This window comes from Colwellia sp. SU-HH00943 (assembly GCF_057546125.1).
Window position 1 is genome coordinate 359,195 of sequence record NZ_BAAJLW010000001.1, and the last position, 16,869, is coordinate 376,063.

The following is a 16,869-nucleotide window of genomic DNA, read 5'->3' on the forward strand; positions in this document are numbered from 1 at the left end:
TCGTTAAAATAATCAGCCAAATTATGCTTAAAGTTGAAGTAACCTTTTTGAATTTTTTTAAATTTCCCGCCCTATTTGGGCTATGCTTAATTGCTTTTAGCAGTATTGCTAAAGGCCCATCGCCTTATTTACCCCTTCAAGTAGAGCCTTTGATAGAGCTAGAATTAAATCGTTTAGCGACACTAGCAAAGTTGCCGATTTTAACCAAACCTTATCATGCAGCAACTATAGATCGTTATTTAGCAAAAGTTGAAGATAGTCACCCTGGCTTGCACAGAAGAATTACAAATTATATTAAACGCTATAAGCAAGATGCTGCTATCACTTATGCTTCAGCTGAGCTAAGTTACGCTAATGAAGAAAATATTCCCCTTGCCAACCAACGTGGCCAAATGGCTGATGCAAATTACAGCGCTGCATTTAGTGGCTTTTGGCAGGCTAATCAGTACCTGATTGTTAATGGCGGCGGCCGTTATTATGAAGGTGGTGATTATCTAAGAACTAATAGTTTTGTTTCGTTTGGTGTCGACCTGCTACAAGTTGATGTGGGTTACAGAGAGCACTGGGTATCTCCTTTTCAAGACAGTGCTGTATTACTTTCTACCCAAGCAAAACCACCACTAAGTGTCACCATAAGCAACCCAACCCTTATCACCGACTTCAATATAAAATATGAAATGTCTATAGGTATATTAGATGAGCACGATGGTATTCGCTTTGATCGTGATGAGCCAGCTGTTTCTGGAGAGCCATCTTTATTAATGATGCACTTAAGTGCTCAACCTTTTGATTGGTGGACAATCGGTTTTAACCGAACACTCATGTTTGGCGGTGATGAACCTGTTACCTTAAAAGACATTTGGAACGCAATTATTGACCCTGTGAATAGTGATAACTGCGGTGGTGTGGGAACCGACTTGCAAGATTGTAGTGAAGAGTTTGGCAATCAACAGGCATCTATTACCAATAAATTTGATTTAAATTGGTTTAACATGCCCTTTAGTTTTTATTATGAATATGCGGGTGAAGATACCAATAACTACACTAACTATAAACTCGCTAACTTAGCCAACAGTTTTGGCCTCTTCTTTCCTTATTTAAATGAAACTATGTCTGTGAACCTAGAGTTCACCTCATTTCAGTCAGCTTGGTACACGCATCATATTTATGCTGAAGGCTATTCAAATGACGGCGTGAAAATGGGCCATTGGTGGGGCACAAGAAAAGATCCTAAAGATAAAGTTGGCGGTGAATCAGGCAGTATTCGTTTTGATTGGCAAAACAGTGATGACTCCCAAATTTCTTTTCTTTACCGTACCGCTAATTTCAACAACTCTAATTATGCTGACTACCAACAATCTCATGAGTTAGAAATTAATTACTCTAAAGCCATTGATGCTGCCTTTTTAGGGCTAAAGGTGTATTTTGGTCAGAATAATTACGGCGAAGAGTTTATTCGAACCAGCGTATCTTACACATGGTAAAGTACTAGTCAATTAACGGAGAAAATTGAGCATGAGAGTAATAACTTTTGGTACTTATGATATTTTCCATGTTGGACATGTCAATATATTAGAAAGAGCCAAACTTCATGGCGACCACCTGATTGTTGGTGTTTCATCCGATAAGCTAAATATCGCTAAAAAAGGTCGACCACCTGTTTATACTGAGGAAGATCGCCAACACATTATTCGCTCAATGCGCTGTGTCGATGAAGTTTTTTTAGAAGAATCTTTAGAATTAAAAGCCGAATATATAAAATACTATAACGCTGATATATTAGTGATGGGTGATGACTGGCAAGGAAAATTCGATCACTTAAAAGATATTTGCCAAGTTATCTACCTTCCCAGAACACCTTCCGTATCAACAACGGAAATTATCGAAGTAGTACAAACTAAACGCCTTTAGTGTTAAAAATTAACTATACATTGCTCAAGGAAATATCATGGCAGCAACACGCTATTTATTTTATATAGCGCATAATTACTCCTTTGAAATTTTGCGTCCCATGCAAACGCGCATTTTAGCTGCGGGTGATGAAGTAAAATGGCTTGCTGTTGGCAAAGAAGTAACCCAAAGCTACTTTCATGATAACGAATCTGTTTTATCTTCTATTGATGAAGCACGAGCGTATAATCCTGACGCTAGCTTTGCGCCGGGCAATGAAATTCCAAACTTTATCCCTGGGCTAAAAGTGCAAGTTTTTCATGGCCTTGAATGGAAGAAAAAAGGTCATTTTATCATTCGTGATTTTTTTGATTTATATTGCACTCATGGCCCTGCAACGACGAATCGCTTTAATACCTTAGCACAGCAACATGGTTTTTTTGATGTTGTCGAAACCGGGTGGCCAAAACTGGATTATTTATTCACAACTCCAGCAATGCCAATAAAGACTGAGTTACATAAAGAAAATAAAAAGATTATCCTTTATGCGCCCACTTTTTCGCCTGCCTTAACCTCTGCCCCTGCTTTATTTGATGAAATTAAACGTTTAAGTGAACAAAAAGATTATCACTGGTTAATAAAATTTCACCCAAAAATGGCTCAAAACTGGTTAGAACAATATCAAACTTTAGTCAAAAGTAATGTACAAATCATTGAAACCTCAAGTATTAATGAATTATTGCAAACCGCAGATATCATGGTTTCAGACACTTCCTCTGTGATTGGCGAGTTTTCATTACTAAACAAAGCAACCGTCAGCTTAAATAATAAAGAGCCCGGTGATTACTTAGTTAACATTCAATCAGCAGAGCAACTTGAGCAAGCTATAGTAACAGCGCTGCAGCCTGGCGAGAAATTACAAACGGCAATTAAAGCCTATGCTGACGACCTTCATCCCTATAATGATGGTCAATCAGCCCAACGTATATTAACGGCGACAAAGGTGATGTTAGAAAACGGTAAAAAAGCAAAAAAACGTAAGCCGTTGAATATTTTTCGTAACTTAAAGCAACGGAAAAAACTTGGCTATTGGACATTATAATGTTGTTTTGCCGCTTGATATAACAAAACCATCTAGCCATGCAGCTTTTTTCATTTGACCAGTTAGAGTATTAACGTTATAAATACATACATTAATAAATTTTATTTTACTCTTTATGCGTAATTGATGCATAATCAGTAAAAATGATTAAGCAAATATTTAAAAATGAAAGTAATGATTAAGCACACTCTCCTCAACCTCCTCCTCGTACTCATTGTGCGCGGCTAGGTTTTATTGCTTATTCAAACATTTTAGATATTACGCTAAAAATAAAAACAGATAAGAATTCAATTAAAACCCGCGCTAACTAACGCGGGTTTTTTACGTCTATGTGTTAGTTAGCATTTAAACCACTCCGGTGGCATAACGTTAAATAAATATTAGGCAAAAATAAAGGATATCAACATGAGCAACACAGCAACCAACTCAAAAGACAATGTCATTATCTTTGACACGACTTTACGTGATGGCGAACAAGCCCTAAACGCCAGTTTATCTGTCCATGAAAAACTGCAGATTGCCCAATCGCTTGAGCGTTTAGGTGTTGATATTATGGAAGTTGGTTTTCCAGTATCATCCCCGGGTGATTTTGAATCAGTTCAGCAAATCGCTCGCGTTATAAAAAACTCACGTGTTTGTGGTTTAGCCCGTGCTGTTGAAGCCGATATTGATGCTTGTGCGCAATCGTTAAGTGTTGCTGATCAATTCCGTATTCACACCTTTATATCCACGTCAGATGTGCATGTACAACAGAAGTTACGTAAAGAGTTTTCTGATGTACAAGCGATGGCAGTACATGCGGTGAAATACGCCCGAAAATTTACTGATGATGTCGAGTTTTCTTGTGAAGATGCAGGCCGAACACCGATTGATAATTTATGCCGTATGGTGGAAGCAGCAATTGATGCAGGGGCAACAACGGTAAATATTCCAGATACAGTTGGATACACCTTACCTTTTGAATTCCAAGGTATTATTACCAACTTATTTAACCGTGTTCCTAATATTGATAAAGCAATCATCTCTGTACACTGTCATAACGATTTAGGTTTAGCTGTTGCTAACTCTATGGCTGCAGTTCAAGCAGGTGCTCGTCAAATTGAATGTACTATCAATGGCATTGGCGAAAGAGCAGGTAATTGTTCATTAGAAGAAGTTGCCATGATAATGAAAACGCGTGAGTCATTATTGAACGTATACAGCAACATAAATCATCAAGAAATTGCTCGCACCTCAAAACTTGTGAGCACTGTATGTAATATGCCTGTGCAACTAAACAAAGCAATTGTCGGTGGCAATGCCTTTAGCCATTCTTCAGGTATACACCAAGACGGCATGCTAAAAGCCAGCAATACCTATGAAATTATGACTCCTGAAAGTGTCGGTATTGCCAAAACCAAATTAAACTTAACCTCACGTAGCGGCCGTCATGTTATTAAGCATCGCATGGAGAGTTTAGGTTACCAAGAAAGTGATTATGAACTTGAGCAATTATATGCAGACTTTTTGGCTTTAGCCGATAAGAAAGGCCAAGTATTTGATGATGATCTAGAAGCATTATTATTCAACATTCAACAGCAAGATACACAAGATCATTACCGTTTAGGCGCTATTAATGTGCAGTGTGGCGATGGCGAATTTGCCACAGCCAGCATTAAATTATTAGCAGGTGAAGAAGATTCAACAGTACATGCCACTACAGGTAACGGTCCAGTTGACGCACTTTATCAAGCTATTAAACAAGCAGTTGATGTTGAGTTTGAAGTCAGTGATTACAAAATATCAAACAAAGGTTCAGGCGAAGACGGGCTTGGGCAAGCGGATTTAGTGATCACTTGGCAAGATAGAAATTTCCATGGTTACGGCTTAGCAACCGATGTAATAGAAGCATCAGGCCAAGCATTAATACATGCATTAAACAGCATACACAGAGCAAAAACTATCGCTGAATTGAAAGCAGCAAGTAAATAACAGTCTCTGTCATTAAATTTGAAAAGAAAGGTTTAAAAAATGTCCAATATAGCAATACTAGCCGGTGACGGTATCGGTCCTGAAGTTATGGTTGAAGCCAAAAAAGTTTTAACCACAATTTCTAAAAAGTTTGATATCACAATTAATACTAAAGATTATGATGTAGGTGGCGCTGCCATTGATAATCATGGCAATGCCTTGCCTGAATCAACCATGAAAGGTTGCCAAGAAAGTGATGCTATTTTATTTGGCTCTGTGGGCGGCCCTAAATGGTCTAACTTACCACCAACAGAGCAACCTGAGCGTTGTGCTTTATTAGGTTTACGTGGTCACTTTGACTTATTTTGTAATATGCGACCTGCAACATTACAACCAGCACTTTCATCATTGTCTACATTACGTAGCGATATTGCTGAGCAAGGTTTTGATGTGTTAGTGATTCGTGAATTAACCGGCGATATATACTTTGGCGAGCCAAAAGGTCGTAAAGGTGAAGGGGAAGAAGAAACAGGCTTTGATTCTATGTTCTATTCTCGTCGTGAGATAAAACGTATTACACACCTTGCTTTTCAAGCCGCTCAAAAACGTAATAACAAAGTGACTTCTGTTGATAAAGCAAACGTATTAGCCACTAGTCAATTATGGCGCCAAGTAGTTGAAGAAGTGGCTGTTGAGTACCCTGAGGTTGAACTTGAACACCTATATGTTGATAACGCAGCTATGCAATTAGTGCGTGATCCGAACCAATTTGACGTGATGTTATGCCCTAACTTATTTGGTGATATTTTATCAGACATCTGCGCCATGATTACTGGCTCTATGGGCTTATTACCATCTGCCAGCTTAAATTCAGAGGGCTTTGGTATGTATGAGCCTGCAGGTGGCAGTGCACCAGATATCGCCGGTATGGGCATTGCTAACCCAATTGCACAAATTTTATCAGCCGCTTTAATGCTACGCTATAGTTTAAATGAAGACGCTGCAGCTAAAGCCATTGAAGATGCTGTTGGCAAAGCCTTAGATAATGGTATTTTAACGGCAGACTTATTACCTGCTAATGAACGTAGCAATGCAAAAACCACTAGTGAAGTGGGTGATTATATCTGTACACAAATAGAGAGCATGTAAGATGACAACAAACACTCCCCAAACCATGTATGAAAAGTTATGGCAAAACCATTTGGTTGAAGATGTGGCAGGTGAAACGCCATTACTTTTTGTTGATAGGCATTTAATTCATGAAGTAACTTCACCACAAGCTTTTGCAAATTTACGTTTTCATAATCGCCCTGTTCGCCATCCTGAGCGTACCATTGCGACCATGGATCACAATATTTCAACGCGCTCAATTGAAATTGATGCTGCAGGTGAAGGCGCCGCAAATCAACTACGTGCTTTAGAGAAAAACTGTAAAGATTTTGGTATTGAATTATTTGGTATGGGTCACAAAAACCAAGGTATTGCTCATGTAATGGGGCCTGAGCTTGGTTTAACACTACCAGGAACCATTATCGTTTGTGGTGACTCTCACACTGCCACTCATGGTGCTTTTGGTGCGTTAGCCTTTGGTATTGGTACTTCTGAAGTGGAACATGTTTTTGCAACACAAACTTTACGTCAAAATAAAGCTAAAACGATGAAAATCGAAGTTAAAGGACATGTTGGTAAAGGGATTAGTGCTAAAGACATCATTCTAGCAATCATTGGTAAAACAGGTAGTGCTGGTGCTACAGGCTATGTGGTTGAATATTGCGGAGAAGCCATTGAAGCCTTGAGCATGGAAGAGCGCATGACGGTCTGTAACATGAGTATTGAGTTTGGTGCTAAAGCAGGTTTAGTTGCACCTGATCAAACTACATTTGATTATGTTCAAGGTAAAGAATACGCACCTAAAGGTGACTTATTCGAGCAAGCCGTAAATGATTGGAAACAGTTAAAATCTGATGATGGTGCTGTTTTTGATGCCGTATTAACGTTAGAAGCGAAAGACATTAAAGCGCAAGTAACTTGGGGTACAACTCCAGGACAAGTAACGAGTGTTGATAGCATAGTACCATCACCAAGCGACTTTACCGATCCGGTAGAGCAAGAGTCTTGCAAGCAAGCTCTTGAATATATGGATTTAACCGCAGGTACTAAAATTACAGATATTACAGTAAATAAAGTTTTCATTGGCTCATGTACTAACTCTCGTATTGAAGATCTTAGAGCAGCAGCGAGTGTTGTTAAAGATTTAACCGCCAATGGCGAAAAAGTACAAGACACTGTCGATGCGATAATTGTTCCAGGTTCATATCGTGTAAAAGCTCAAGCCGAAGCAGAAGGTCTAGATAAAATATTTAGCGAAGCAGGTTTTGAGTGGCGCTTACCTGGTTGTTCTATGTGTTTAGGCATGAATGATGATGTTTTAAAAGCAGGTGATCGCTGTGCTTCTACTAGTAATCGTAACTTTGAAGGTCGTCAAGGTCGAGGTAGTCGAACTCACTTAGTCAGTCCTGAAATGGCTGCTGCAGCCGCAATTACAGGTCACTTTGTTGACTTAAACGCATAATCTAATAGGAACAAATCATGGAAAAATTTACTACACACACTGGTTTGGTTGCACCGTTAGACATCGCTAATGTTGATACAGACCAAATAATTCCAAAGCAATTTTTACAAAAAACTGAACGTATTGGTTTTGGCGTTCACTTATTTCACGATAGTCGCTACCTTGATCATAGTGGCAAAGAGCCTAACCCTGAATTTGTGTTAAACAAACCAGAATATCAAGGGGCAAGTATTCTATTATCACGTGAAAACTTTGGTTGTGGCTCTAGTCGTGAACATGCACCATGGGCCCTTGAAGAGTACGGGTTTAGGGTAATTATTGCGCCAAGTTTTGCCGATATTTTTTACGGTAACTGCATCAATATTGGTTTATTACCTATCAAATTAACTGAAGAGGAAGTTGAAGAGTTATTCCAGCTTTCACCTAATGCTCAATTAACGCTTGAAGTTGACTTACCTAACAATAAGGTAAGTTATACCAATGATAAGGGTGAAAAAACTTCGTATAACTTTACACTTAATGAATTTCAACAATACAGTTTAGAAAACGGTGTTGATAGTGTCGGTTGGACCTTGGGTAAACTCGATAAAATCGAAGCATTCGAAGCGAAGATGCCTGCTTGGCAATAACAGGTAAACTTTCAAGCTCACATATCATTAACGAATCTGTGAGCTTTTAGTTGCCGGACTAACTACCAGTTAGTCAACGCGGGTAAGCTAAATTTTTCACCGCGATAAGTTAAAATAACTTGTTGCGGTAATATCTTCTCTACGGTTAACCCTTCTGCGACAAGATCACCTTCATACCTATCTCTACCATTTACATTCACCCAACCTTGGCCATCTGAAGCATAAATATGTTGCTCAAATTGCAAGCGCGGAATGCCTTTTTGTACCCATGCAGGCATTTGCGTTAATGGCCTTATTAATTCATCACTTTCTTGAGTAAGCTCTGGATCTTGTTCTATATCTACTTCACCACTTTCTTCAATTGCGGCTTGAAACCTTGCTAGTAAATCATCAGAAACGCCATCAACAGCTGCAACTTGATATGCAGGTGTTTCACTTTCAGCTTGCACAGCAACATTATCTACCGTACCAGAAGTATCTTTAGACGCTACGTTTCGATTTACGTTGCTTTGCACGGGTGCTTCCATTTCAGCCTGCTGAGTATCTACAGTCTTGCTAGCAACTTCTACCGTTTGTGTTTGCTTTTGAGTTGGCTGCTCTGAACTTTCCATACTGCTTTCAAGCACTTTATCTGAACTTACTTGCGCTGTTGCAGAAACATTTTCAGGTTCTATTTTAAGTACCTTGACTTGCTCAGTTACACTTGATGATTCAGGCACAAAAACTTGAGCATCACTTTCTGTTAATGCTCCCTGATGGCCTTGCCCAACCCAATAGCCTGCAAATGACACAAATAGAAAGATGCTTGCCGCAATAGCCCATTTAAAAGGCGTTTGTTGCCAAATATATGGTCGTTTAAAGTCTTCACCAAGTGCTTGACTCGCGGCTTTATAAACAATTTTTTTGTCAACCACAGCGTTATTCGAATTATAGGCTTCCATTAAGGCTCTATGACAAATTAAATTGACTAACCTTGGCACGCCTTGGGATATTTTATGAATGGCCTTAATAGCGCCAGTATTAAACAAAACACGGTGGCAATCAGCTACAGATAACCTGTGTTTTATATAAGCGCCTAACTCCTGATGATTTAACGGCAATAGGTGATAGCGCGCAGTAATTCTCTGTGCTAACTGCCGTAAATCACGACGTTTTAATAATTGCTGTAACTCAGGTTGACCAATCAAAATCACTTGCAGTAACTTTTTAGTATTGGTTTCAAGGTTGGTCAGCAATCGTAATTGCTCTAACACCTCTGCTTCAAGGTGTTGAGCCTCATCAATAATTAATAATGTATTAATACCATTGGTATGGTTTTTTAATAATTTTTCGGAAATTTTGTCGGTTAATGTTTTTAATGTCGCCCCGGTTTTACGGTAACGAATTTTTAACTGATCACAAATTGTCGCTAATAATTCTTGGCTAGATAAAGTCGGGTTTAAAATAAAAGCCAGTTGGGTTGATTCAGGTAAGTCAGCCATTAAACAACGACTCACGGTTGTTTTCCCTGTTCCCACCTCACCTGTAAGAAGAACAAAGCCTCCCATACCTTCAGCACTGTCGTTATTATCACCTACCAAACCTGATCTTAAATGTGTTAATGCCTCACGATGTCGATCGCTCATAAACAGGTATTTGGGATTTGGCGCAATTGAAAAAGGTAACTCACTCAGTGAGAAGAAACTTGTGTACATAAAATCAAAACAACAAAAGTAAAAATTCACTGAAGAAACTACCCTGTTGTTACTAGGATGTCTACAATTTACGCACATACTTCACTAAAATTTATGGTAAGCTTTACCTTATTACTTATCTTTTCCGGCTAATCTTTTGAGCACAGACACTCCTACTTCTAGCACCGCTGAACTCAATGTTTACTTAGTTGGTGGGGCTGTACGAGACAAGCTACTAAACCGAGCAGTTAAAGACCACGACTACTTGGTTGTTGGTGCAACGGTTTCGCAAATGTTATCACTTGGTTTTCAACAAGTTGGTAAAGATTTCCCCGTGTTTTTACATCCAACCACGAAACAAGAATATGCACTCGCGCGCACAGAACGTAAACATGGACATGGCTATACTGGCTTTAACTGTTATGCCGAACCCGATGTTACTATTGAGCAAGATCTACTCAGGCGAGATTTAACCATCAATGCGATGGCGATGTCTGAAGATGGAGACATCATAGATCCCTACCATGGACAGCAAGATCTTAAGGATAAAGTTTTACGCCACGTTAGTGAGGCTTTTACTGAAGATCCCTTACGTGTATTACGTGTAGCTCGTTTCGCTGCGCGATATCACAGTTACGGCTTTACCATCGCCGATGAAACACTTCAATTAATGACTCAAATTAGCCTCAGTGGTGAATTATCAACCTTAAGTGCCGAGCGTGTATGGCAAGAGATTCAGCGGGCATTGTCAGAAGATAACCAAACTGAAGCAGGTAGAAAGCCTGCCAATCCAGAAGTGTTCTTTCAAGTATTACGCCAATGCCAAGCATTGAAAGTGTTATGGCCTGATCTTGATAATTTATGGGATGTGCCTAACCCAGCACAATGGCATCCTGAAATATGTAGCGGTATTCATACCATGATGGTGTTAGAGCAAGCGACCTTACTGACTATCAATCATGAGCATAAAGCTGCAATCCGTTTTGCTGCCTTGTGCCATGATTTAGGTAAAGGCTTAACTAAAGAAGAATTCTGGCCAAGTCATCATGGTCATGAAAAAGCTGGTTTACCTTTAGTTGAGAAAATAGCCAAAACGTTAAAAATACCAAATAACTACAAACAACTCGCTTTGAAAGTTTGCGAACACCATTTACATTGCCATAAAGCATTTCAGTTAAAACCAAGTACCTTATTGAAGATATTTGATCAACTTGATGTTTGGCGTAAACCTAAAGAGTTTGATGATTTCCTTATTGCTTGTAAAAGTGACTTTCTAGGCCGACTCGGCTTTGAAGATCGCCCTTATCCTCAAGAGCAATATTTACGTGATGCTATGCAAGCAGCTTATCAGCAAAATGCCAAAGCTTTCGTAGAGCAAGGTTTAAAGGGGATTGCCATCAAAGAAGCCGTAGCGAAAGCACGCTTAACCGCCATAACTGAGATTAAAGCAAGCTACCAAAAAACATAGTTAAGTTTAGTTAAATTGGTTGTTTTATCAGTTCAACAATTCGTAACTTTAGCATTACAAACTAAAACAATTTCATTTTGGTCATCAATTAAAATACCAATATTATTTAAGTTAATATGAGTATTTATTATGACAATATTACAAGTTGCCCCTAGTCATGCAATGACTTATCAGCCCAACTATAGTGCGAATCACCAGCATCATAGTAATGCTTATCCATCAACTATAATAAATACTCTCCCTGAGCAAGGAAACAGCATACAAGATGACTTGACCCTGTATGCTGCTGAGCAAATAGATAATATTAAAGCTAACTATCAAGCAGCTAAAGATATGGACTTAACACGTCTGTATTATCAACAGCAACAACAAGTCATTGAAGCGTATATGCGTTCAAACAATCATAATCATGATAGTGACGACAATAAAAGTGTAACAGGTTCATTAACTGCACTCTATGCATCGCTTTATGAGCTTCACCAAGAAATAAAAAGGGGCGGTCCTGAACATCCAGATAACAGTGACGAGGTGACTATCCAGCCAGTCATTATTCCTGAAAATGCAATACAGGCTGAAAAATACAACAGTATTATGATGCCAAGCAACGCATCTCAAATACACTTAAGTGCTTAGCTAGAAAAGAGAAAGTAGGTTTTAATAAATCATCACTGCGCTTGGGCTTAAAATAGATAAAATACCTAAGCGCTCTAAATCACAAAACTCTATCGCTGAAGTTAAGTGACTTTCTTCAAGTGATAATTGCGCTAATTGCTGCTCACTGATATCAAAAATACTACCTTGTGGTTTATATGCGGTTAAACTTATCATCAACTTTTTTGCAACATACAATAATTGAGACTCAGTATTTACTATTTCAAAGTTTTCTTCATTTTGATTACGAATTGGCGCAACTAAATTATAAGGCAACTGCCATAGTTTTAATAACTCAGCACCACAATCAGCATAAGTGAAGCCAAGTACCTCTTGTTGTTTTTGCACTGAGCAAGAGGAGTTATCGTCACTTTTGCATAAACTGGCTTTTTCAGGTGAGACTTGTTGAACAATTAACTCACCTAAATTATGTAACAAGCCTAAGATAAATAACCGCTCAGCATTCGCTACATTCAGGCTTACCCCTAGGTATTTGATAAGTAACGCACAATCAACACTTTTCTCCCAAAAATTCTCTAAAAATATTTTATCAACAGAGGTTGATTTAAATGCTTGCGTAGAAAAATAGGCGATAACTAAGTTATAGACTTCTGTAATACCGAGTACTAAAACCGCTTTTGAAATAGTGTCAATTTTTCCTGGATAACTGAATAAAGAGCTATTAGCTAATTTTAATATACTCCCTGCGAGTGCAGGATCAATAATGATAACTTCACTAATATCATCAATTGTCGATGACTCATCATCAATCAGCTCTTTAATACGTAAGAAAGAATCTGATAAAACAAATAACTCACTCGCCTGTTCAGCATAGTCAATTGCATTCATAAAATTGATATCCAGTGCCAGAAAAACAAATACTTAATGTAAATCTAGCACATATTTTCTAAAACATTAGCGAGAAATCAATATTCAATACTTATTTGATAAGAAGAGAATTTGCGCATATTAATCACGCCTTGCTCAAAAATTAAATATTGCCCTTTAATTCCTAACAAAATGCCTGACACGACCGGTGTTTTATCAAAATTAAATGAACTAATCTTCGTTAAATATTGACTCACAGGATAATTGATCTCAACCACTTCTTCATCTAACAATTGAACAGCATCTTCACCATACTTTAACTTAATATCAGCTAAACGCTCTGCTATTTTAGGTACCAACTCTTTTGCCTTTGCATTTAAATCTATAGGATCATTACTGCCTTTAAGCATAGCTCGCCAATTTGTTTTATCACCAATAAACTCCCCTAAAGCAGTTTCAACCAACCCTGACTGTAAGCGAGTACTCACTTTAAAAATAGGTAATGCTTGAGTTGCCCCTTGGTCAATCCAGCGAGTAGGTATTTGAGTATGACGAGTGATACCTACTTTTAAGGCTGAAGTATTCGATAAGTACACATAATGATCTATCATACAATACTGCTCACCCCATGCTGGCTCACGGCAAGTTCCCTTTTCAAAATGACAAGTTTCTGGCTTCATGATACACATGTCGCATTGAGCTAATTTTGTCATACACGGATAACAAAAACCTTGCGAATAACTTTTCTTAGTTGCTTTTCCACAGTGCTTACAAGCAATTTTATGATGAAAATTTAGGGTGATTTTCTTTCCAATAAGTTCATTTAAAGGAATACTTTGTGCGCTCTCGTTGTCATGAATAGCAGCTAAAGGAAGCTGATATTGCACGGTATTATCACTATCAAGTTGGGCTGTTAATTTTTCTATTGCACCGATTGCTGAAACTGGCATTGACACTCTCTTTTATTAAAATTTAACTTTTTGACGTGTTTGTTTAATGGTTTTTTTATTAGCTTTATCTGTTAACCGCCGTTGAACAGAGCTTTTAGTTGGTTTGGTAATACGACGCTTTTTTTGTACGACCATCGCAGAAACAATAATAGCTTTTAAACGTGATAATGCGTCATCTTTATTCATTTCTTGAGTACGATAAGATTGAGCTTTAATGATAATAACTCCATCTTTTGAAATACGAGTGTCATTACTTGCCAAAAGCCTTTCTTTATAAACTGACGGTAATGAAGAACGGTTTATGTCAAAACGAAGATGAATAGCAGTTGCCACTTTATTTACTCGTTGACCGCCATTCCCCTGAGAACGGATAGCACTCAGCTCTATCTCCCAATCAGCCAAACTGACGTTATTTGATATCTCTAACACTTTTATTTACCATCGGCTTATCTTAAAAATACTTGTCGGTAATAATGACTACAAACAGTAATTGGTACGTTTATTTATTGCGCTGTAATGACAACAGCTTATATGCGGGAATCACTACAGATATTGAGCGTCGCTTACACCAACATAATCATAGCAAGCTTGGGGCTAAATATACTAGAGCAAAACGCCCTGTTACACTGGCTTTTATTGAAACAGCTATTGATAAGAGTAGCGCCAGCAAAAGAGAATACCAATTAAGAAAGCTCCCCAAAATAAAAAAAGAGCAATTAGTTACGGCTTATCTTGCTAGCAATGAAACTGCTTAGAGGTCTGCTTTGTTGATTTTAGCACCATTTTTTTCGATTTATCGCGTGATCGCTGTTAGAATGCCCCGTTTTGAAAAATGAAGTGATGTAACATGCCAGAAAAATCTATGCTTAACGAATCTATGTTTATTAAAAAATATTGTCCTATTGAAAATGAAGTGATCAGCTTTACTCGCCAGCAAGGAAGTGACTTTGCCAAAAAAGTAGCTGATGATTTTAATCCGCTTCACGACATCGACAATAAACGTTTTTGCGTACCTGGAGATCTATTATTTTCAGTCATTATTGCTAAATCTGGCTTACATAAAGAAATGAGTTTTAACTTTTCAGGCATGGTTAGTGATGAGGTTCCACTGGTATTTCCAACACAAATTTCGACTAACTTCGATATCAAGGATGAGAAAGAAAAAACCTATTTATCTGTAGAAGTAGAAGGTGAAAATACTCATTGCCCAGCGCTCATTAATGCCTTAACAAAAGCGTATGTGAACTTTTCAGGCCATACTTTTCCAGATATTTTAGTTAAGTTAATGGCTAAAGAAAACGTAATGATTAATCCTGCACGTCCTATGGTTATGTACCAAAGCATGAAAATCAGTTTACAGCGTTTAGATATTACAGACCTAACATTAGAGCTTGCCAAAACCAGCTTATCTATTGAAGGCAAGCGTGGTGATGCTTGGTTAGAGTTTGATTTGATCAGCAACGGTGAAGTTGTAGGTCATGGTAAAAAGCACATGCTGCTCAGTGGCTTACGTGAATACTGCCAAGATAATATTGACGCATTAGTGACTCAGTATAAAGAGAGTAAATTACAGTTTAACAGCAAGTAGTTACTCAACAGTCTGCTGGTCAACTGCTTGCAGGGTAAATTCCTTATTGGGCAATCCCTTATTAGTCAATTCCTTGCCGATATTGCGCTTCAAAACTTCCTCGTTGTGTTTGTTTGTTTTCACTACAAAAGGCAAACACTTTCAGGCTTTCAGGTCGCTGGCATTGCTTAGGCTGTTGATAATACTCCAGCCAGGCATGCTTTTTTTCTCCTTGATATTTTGACTTAATAACAATCGCATCACTGGTTTTAAAAGGGGTACCAGCTTTCATTGTTTTATATCGAGTTAATGTTGATGACTTGCTTTTTTTAGTGGTTTTCGACTGACTCTTTTTACTTGAATTGCTTTTTTGTTTACCTGAGCCATGTTCACATTGCCACCACTTATCACGTGCCTTATCCTCACGTTCTCTTAAACTTAGTCCACGCTTAGCCGAATAGCCGTGTCGCTGCATCGCTTGTATGTTATGAAGTTTAGCTAACAAAGGTTTACAACGCTTCTTTGCTTCAACCGTAGGTGACAGCATCAAAAGTAGCATAATGATAAAAATAAAGACGAGTTGGTACATATATTCAATCCTTGAACATTATTTATTAAAAATCCCATTTCAATAAGCTTAGTTGATTTTTTAAGCTATGCTTATTGAAATAGGATTTTTTTGTATAGCTTTAAAACAAGGATGTTATTTATGCTAAACACTATAGTAACAGTAGTGACTGTTTCCTTCTGGATCTTAATTAGTGTGAGCGCTATTAGTAAAGCTAAAGCTGCTCAACCCCCGTTTGAACAACCCGCCATCCAACAAGCTAAAACTTATCGTTCTGTCGTAGATATCCAGAAATATTGGCTTTCTGAAAAGCTTGACGGCATTAGAGGTTACTGGAATGGGAAACAACTTCTTACCCGTAAAGGCAATATTATTCACGCCCCTAAGTGGTTCACGCAACACTGGCCGGAACAAGCCATGGATGGTGAATTGTGGATGGGCAGAAACCAATTTCAACAGACGCTTTCTTGTGTCAGAAAGATCAAGGAAGATAATCATTGCTGGCAAAAAATACGTTTTATGATTTTCGATTTACCTGAGCACCAAGAAATTTTCACACATCGAATAGCAGCCATGAAGCAACTAATAATCACAGTGAATTCACCTTTTTTACAAATGGTTGAACAGTTCAAGGTAGAAAATCACCAACAGCTTGAAGCAAAACTAAACAGCATTATTGCTCATCATGGTGAAGGGCTAATGCTACATCTTGGCAATGCCCATTATCACTCTGGTAGAACCGCAAATATTATGAAGCTGAAAAAGTACCAAGATGCTGAAGCTAAGGTGATCGCACATATTAAAGGCAAAGGTAAATACCAAAATATGCTGGGCGCAATAAAAGTAGAAACACCAGAGGGCGTGATATTTAAAATAGGCTCAGGGTTCACTGATAAAGACAGAGCAAACCCTCCCGCTATTGGCAGTATTATTACCTACAAGTTCAACGGTTTTACCCAAGCAAATATTCCAAGATTTGCTCGTTACTGGCGAACAAGAGCTAAAAATGAATAAAAGCCAT

17 protein-coding genes are annotated in these 16,869 nt (G+C 38.2%); 12 read left to right on the top strand and 5 right to left on the bottom strand.

Features of this window, described 5'->3' with window-relative positions; all coding sequences use genetic code 11:
• The first annotated feature begins 47 nt into the window (after positions 1 to 47).
• From AC27GZ_RS01495 to leuD, 7 genes are all read left to right on the top strand, one after another.
• Positions 48 to 1,484, top strand: a complete 1,437-nt coding sequence (locus AC27GZ_RS01495; protein ID WP_487093107.1) for a capsule assembly Wzi family protein — start codon at positions 48 to 50, stop codon at positions 1,482 to 1,484.
• A 31-nt stretch (positions 1,485 to 1,515) separates the two neighbouring features.
• Positions 1,516 to 1,911, top strand: a complete 396-nt coding sequence (locus AC27GZ_RS01500; protein ID WP_487093108.1) for an FAD synthase family protein — start codon at positions 1,516 to 1,518, stop codon at positions 1,909 to 1,911.
• A 37-nt stretch (positions 1,912 to 1,948) separates the two neighbouring features.
• Positions 1,949 to 2,992, top strand: a complete 1,044-nt coding sequence (locus tag AC27GZ_RS01505) for a CDP-glycerol glycerophosphotransferase family protein (RefSeq protein ID WP_487093109.1) — start codon at positions 1,949 to 1,951, stop codon at positions 2,990 to 2,992.
• A 405-nt stretch (positions 2,993 to 3,397) separates the two neighbouring features.
• Entirely contained in the window at positions 3,398 to 4,963 is a 1,566-nt protein-coding gene (gene leuA / locus AC27GZ_RS01510; RefSeq protein ID WP_487093110.1) for a 2-isopropylmalate synthase, read from the top strand.
• Positions 4,964 to 5,002: 39 nt separating this feature from the next.
• On the top strand, positions 5,003 to 6,091 hold the full coding sequence (gene leuB / locus AC27GZ_RS01515; protein WP_487093111.1) for a 3-isopropylmalate dehydrogenase: 1,089 nt from the start codon (positions 5,003 to 5,005) through the stop codon (positions 6,089 to 6,091).
• Position 6,092: 1 nt separating this feature from the next.
• Positions 6,093 to 7,514 carry a 3-isopropylmalate dehydratase large subunit gene (gene leuC / locus AC27GZ_RS01520; protein ID WP_487093112.1) on the top strand — a complete coding sequence of 474 codons (1,422 nt, stop codon included), beginning with the start codon at positions 6,093 to 6,095 and terminating at the stop codon, positions 7,512 to 7,514.
• A 17-nt stretch (positions 7,515 to 7,531) separates the two neighbouring features.
• Entirely contained in the window at positions 7,532 to 8,143 is a 612-nt protein-coding gene (gene leuD, locus AC27GZ_RS01525) for a 3-isopropylmalate dehydratase small subunit (RefSeq protein WP_487093113.1), read from the top strand.
• Between the two features lie 62 nt (positions 8,144 to 8,205).
• Here the strand turns inward: leuD and AC27GZ_RS01530 are convergent, their stop codons facing one another.
• Positions 8,206 to 9,837 (bottom strand): AAA family ATPase, encoded by a 1,632-nt coding sequence (locus AC27GZ_RS01530; protein WP_487093813.1) that lies wholly within the window; start codon positions 9,835 to 9,837, stop codon positions 8,206 to 8,208.
• Positions 9,838 to 9,973: 136 nt separating this feature from the next.
• Between AC27GZ_RS01530 and AC27GZ_RS01535 the strand changes: the two genes are divergently transcribed.
• Both AC27GZ_RS01535 and AC27GZ_RS01540 read left to right on the top strand, forming a co-directional pair.
• A complete protein-coding gene (locus tag AC27GZ_RS01535; RefSeq protein ID WP_487093114.1) occupies positions 9,974 to 11,284 on the top strand; it encodes a multifunctional CCA addition/repair protein in 1,311 nt (436 codons plus the stop codon).
• A 129-nt stretch (positions 11,285 to 11,413) separates the two neighbouring features.
• Entirely contained in the window at positions 11,414 to 11,917 is a 504-nt protein-coding gene (locus tag AC27GZ_RS01540; protein WP_487093115.1) for a hypothetical protein, read from the top strand.
• Positions 11,918 to 11,938: 21 nt separating this feature from the next.
• Here the strand turns inward: AC27GZ_RS01540 and AC27GZ_RS01545 are convergent, their stop codons facing one another.
• The 3 genes from AC27GZ_RS01545 to arfB form a co-directional block, all read right to left on the bottom strand.
• A complete protein-coding gene (locus AC27GZ_RS01545) occupies positions 11,939 to 12,784 on the bottom strand; it encodes an HDOD domain-containing protein (RefSeq protein ID WP_487093116.1) in 846 nt (281 codons plus the stop codon).
• A 77-nt stretch (positions 12,785 to 12,861) separates the two neighbouring features.
• Positions 12,862 to 13,713, bottom strand: a complete 852-nt coding sequence (locus AC27GZ_RS01550) for a DUF2797 domain-containing protein (protein WP_487093117.1) — start codon at positions 13,711 to 13,713, stop codon at positions 12,862 to 12,864.
• A 15-nt stretch (positions 13,714 to 13,728) separates the two neighbouring features.
• Complete coding sequence (arfB, locus tag AC27GZ_RS01555) at positions 13,729 to 14,142, bottom strand: alternative ribosome rescue aminoacyl-tRNA hydrolase ArfB (RefSeq protein ID WP_487093118.1); 414 nt, start codon at positions 14,140 to 14,142, stop codon at positions 13,729 to 13,731.
• 44 nt (positions 14,143 to 14,186) lie between these two features.
• On the opposite strand from arfB, the gene AC27GZ_RS01560 reads away from it, so the two are divergent.
• Together AC27GZ_RS01560 and AC27GZ_RS01565 are read left to right on the top strand one after the other, a co-directional pair.
• A complete protein-coding gene (locus tag AC27GZ_RS01560; RefSeq protein ID WP_487093119.1) occupies positions 14,187 to 14,468 on the top strand; it encodes a GIY-YIG nuclease family protein in 282 nt (93 codons plus the stop codon).
• A 92-nt stretch (positions 14,469 to 14,560) separates the two neighbouring features.
• Positions 14,561 to 15,301 (top strand): DUF3581 family protein, encoded by a 741-nt coding sequence (locus tag AC27GZ_RS01565; protein WP_487093120.1) that lies wholly within the window; start codon positions 14,561 to 14,563, stop codon positions 15,299 to 15,301.
• A gap of 61 nt (positions 15,302 to 15,362) precedes the next feature.
• On the opposite strand, the gene AC27GZ_RS01570 is transcribed toward AC27GZ_RS01565, so the two are convergent.
• Positions 15,363 to 15,869, bottom strand: coding sequence for a hypothetical protein (locus AC27GZ_RS01570; RefSeq protein ID WP_487093121.1), 507 nt, complete (start codon positions 15,867 to 15,869; stop codon positions 15,363 to 15,365).
• A 120-nt stretch (positions 15,870 to 15,989) separates the two neighbouring features.
• On the opposite strand from AC27GZ_RS01570, the gene AC27GZ_RS01575 reads away from it, so the two are divergent.
• Entirely contained in the window at positions 15,990 to 16,862 is an 873-nt protein-coding gene (locus AC27GZ_RS01575) for a DNA ligase (protein WP_487093122.1), read from the top strand.
• Positions 16,863 to 16,869 lie beyond the last annotated feature (7 nt).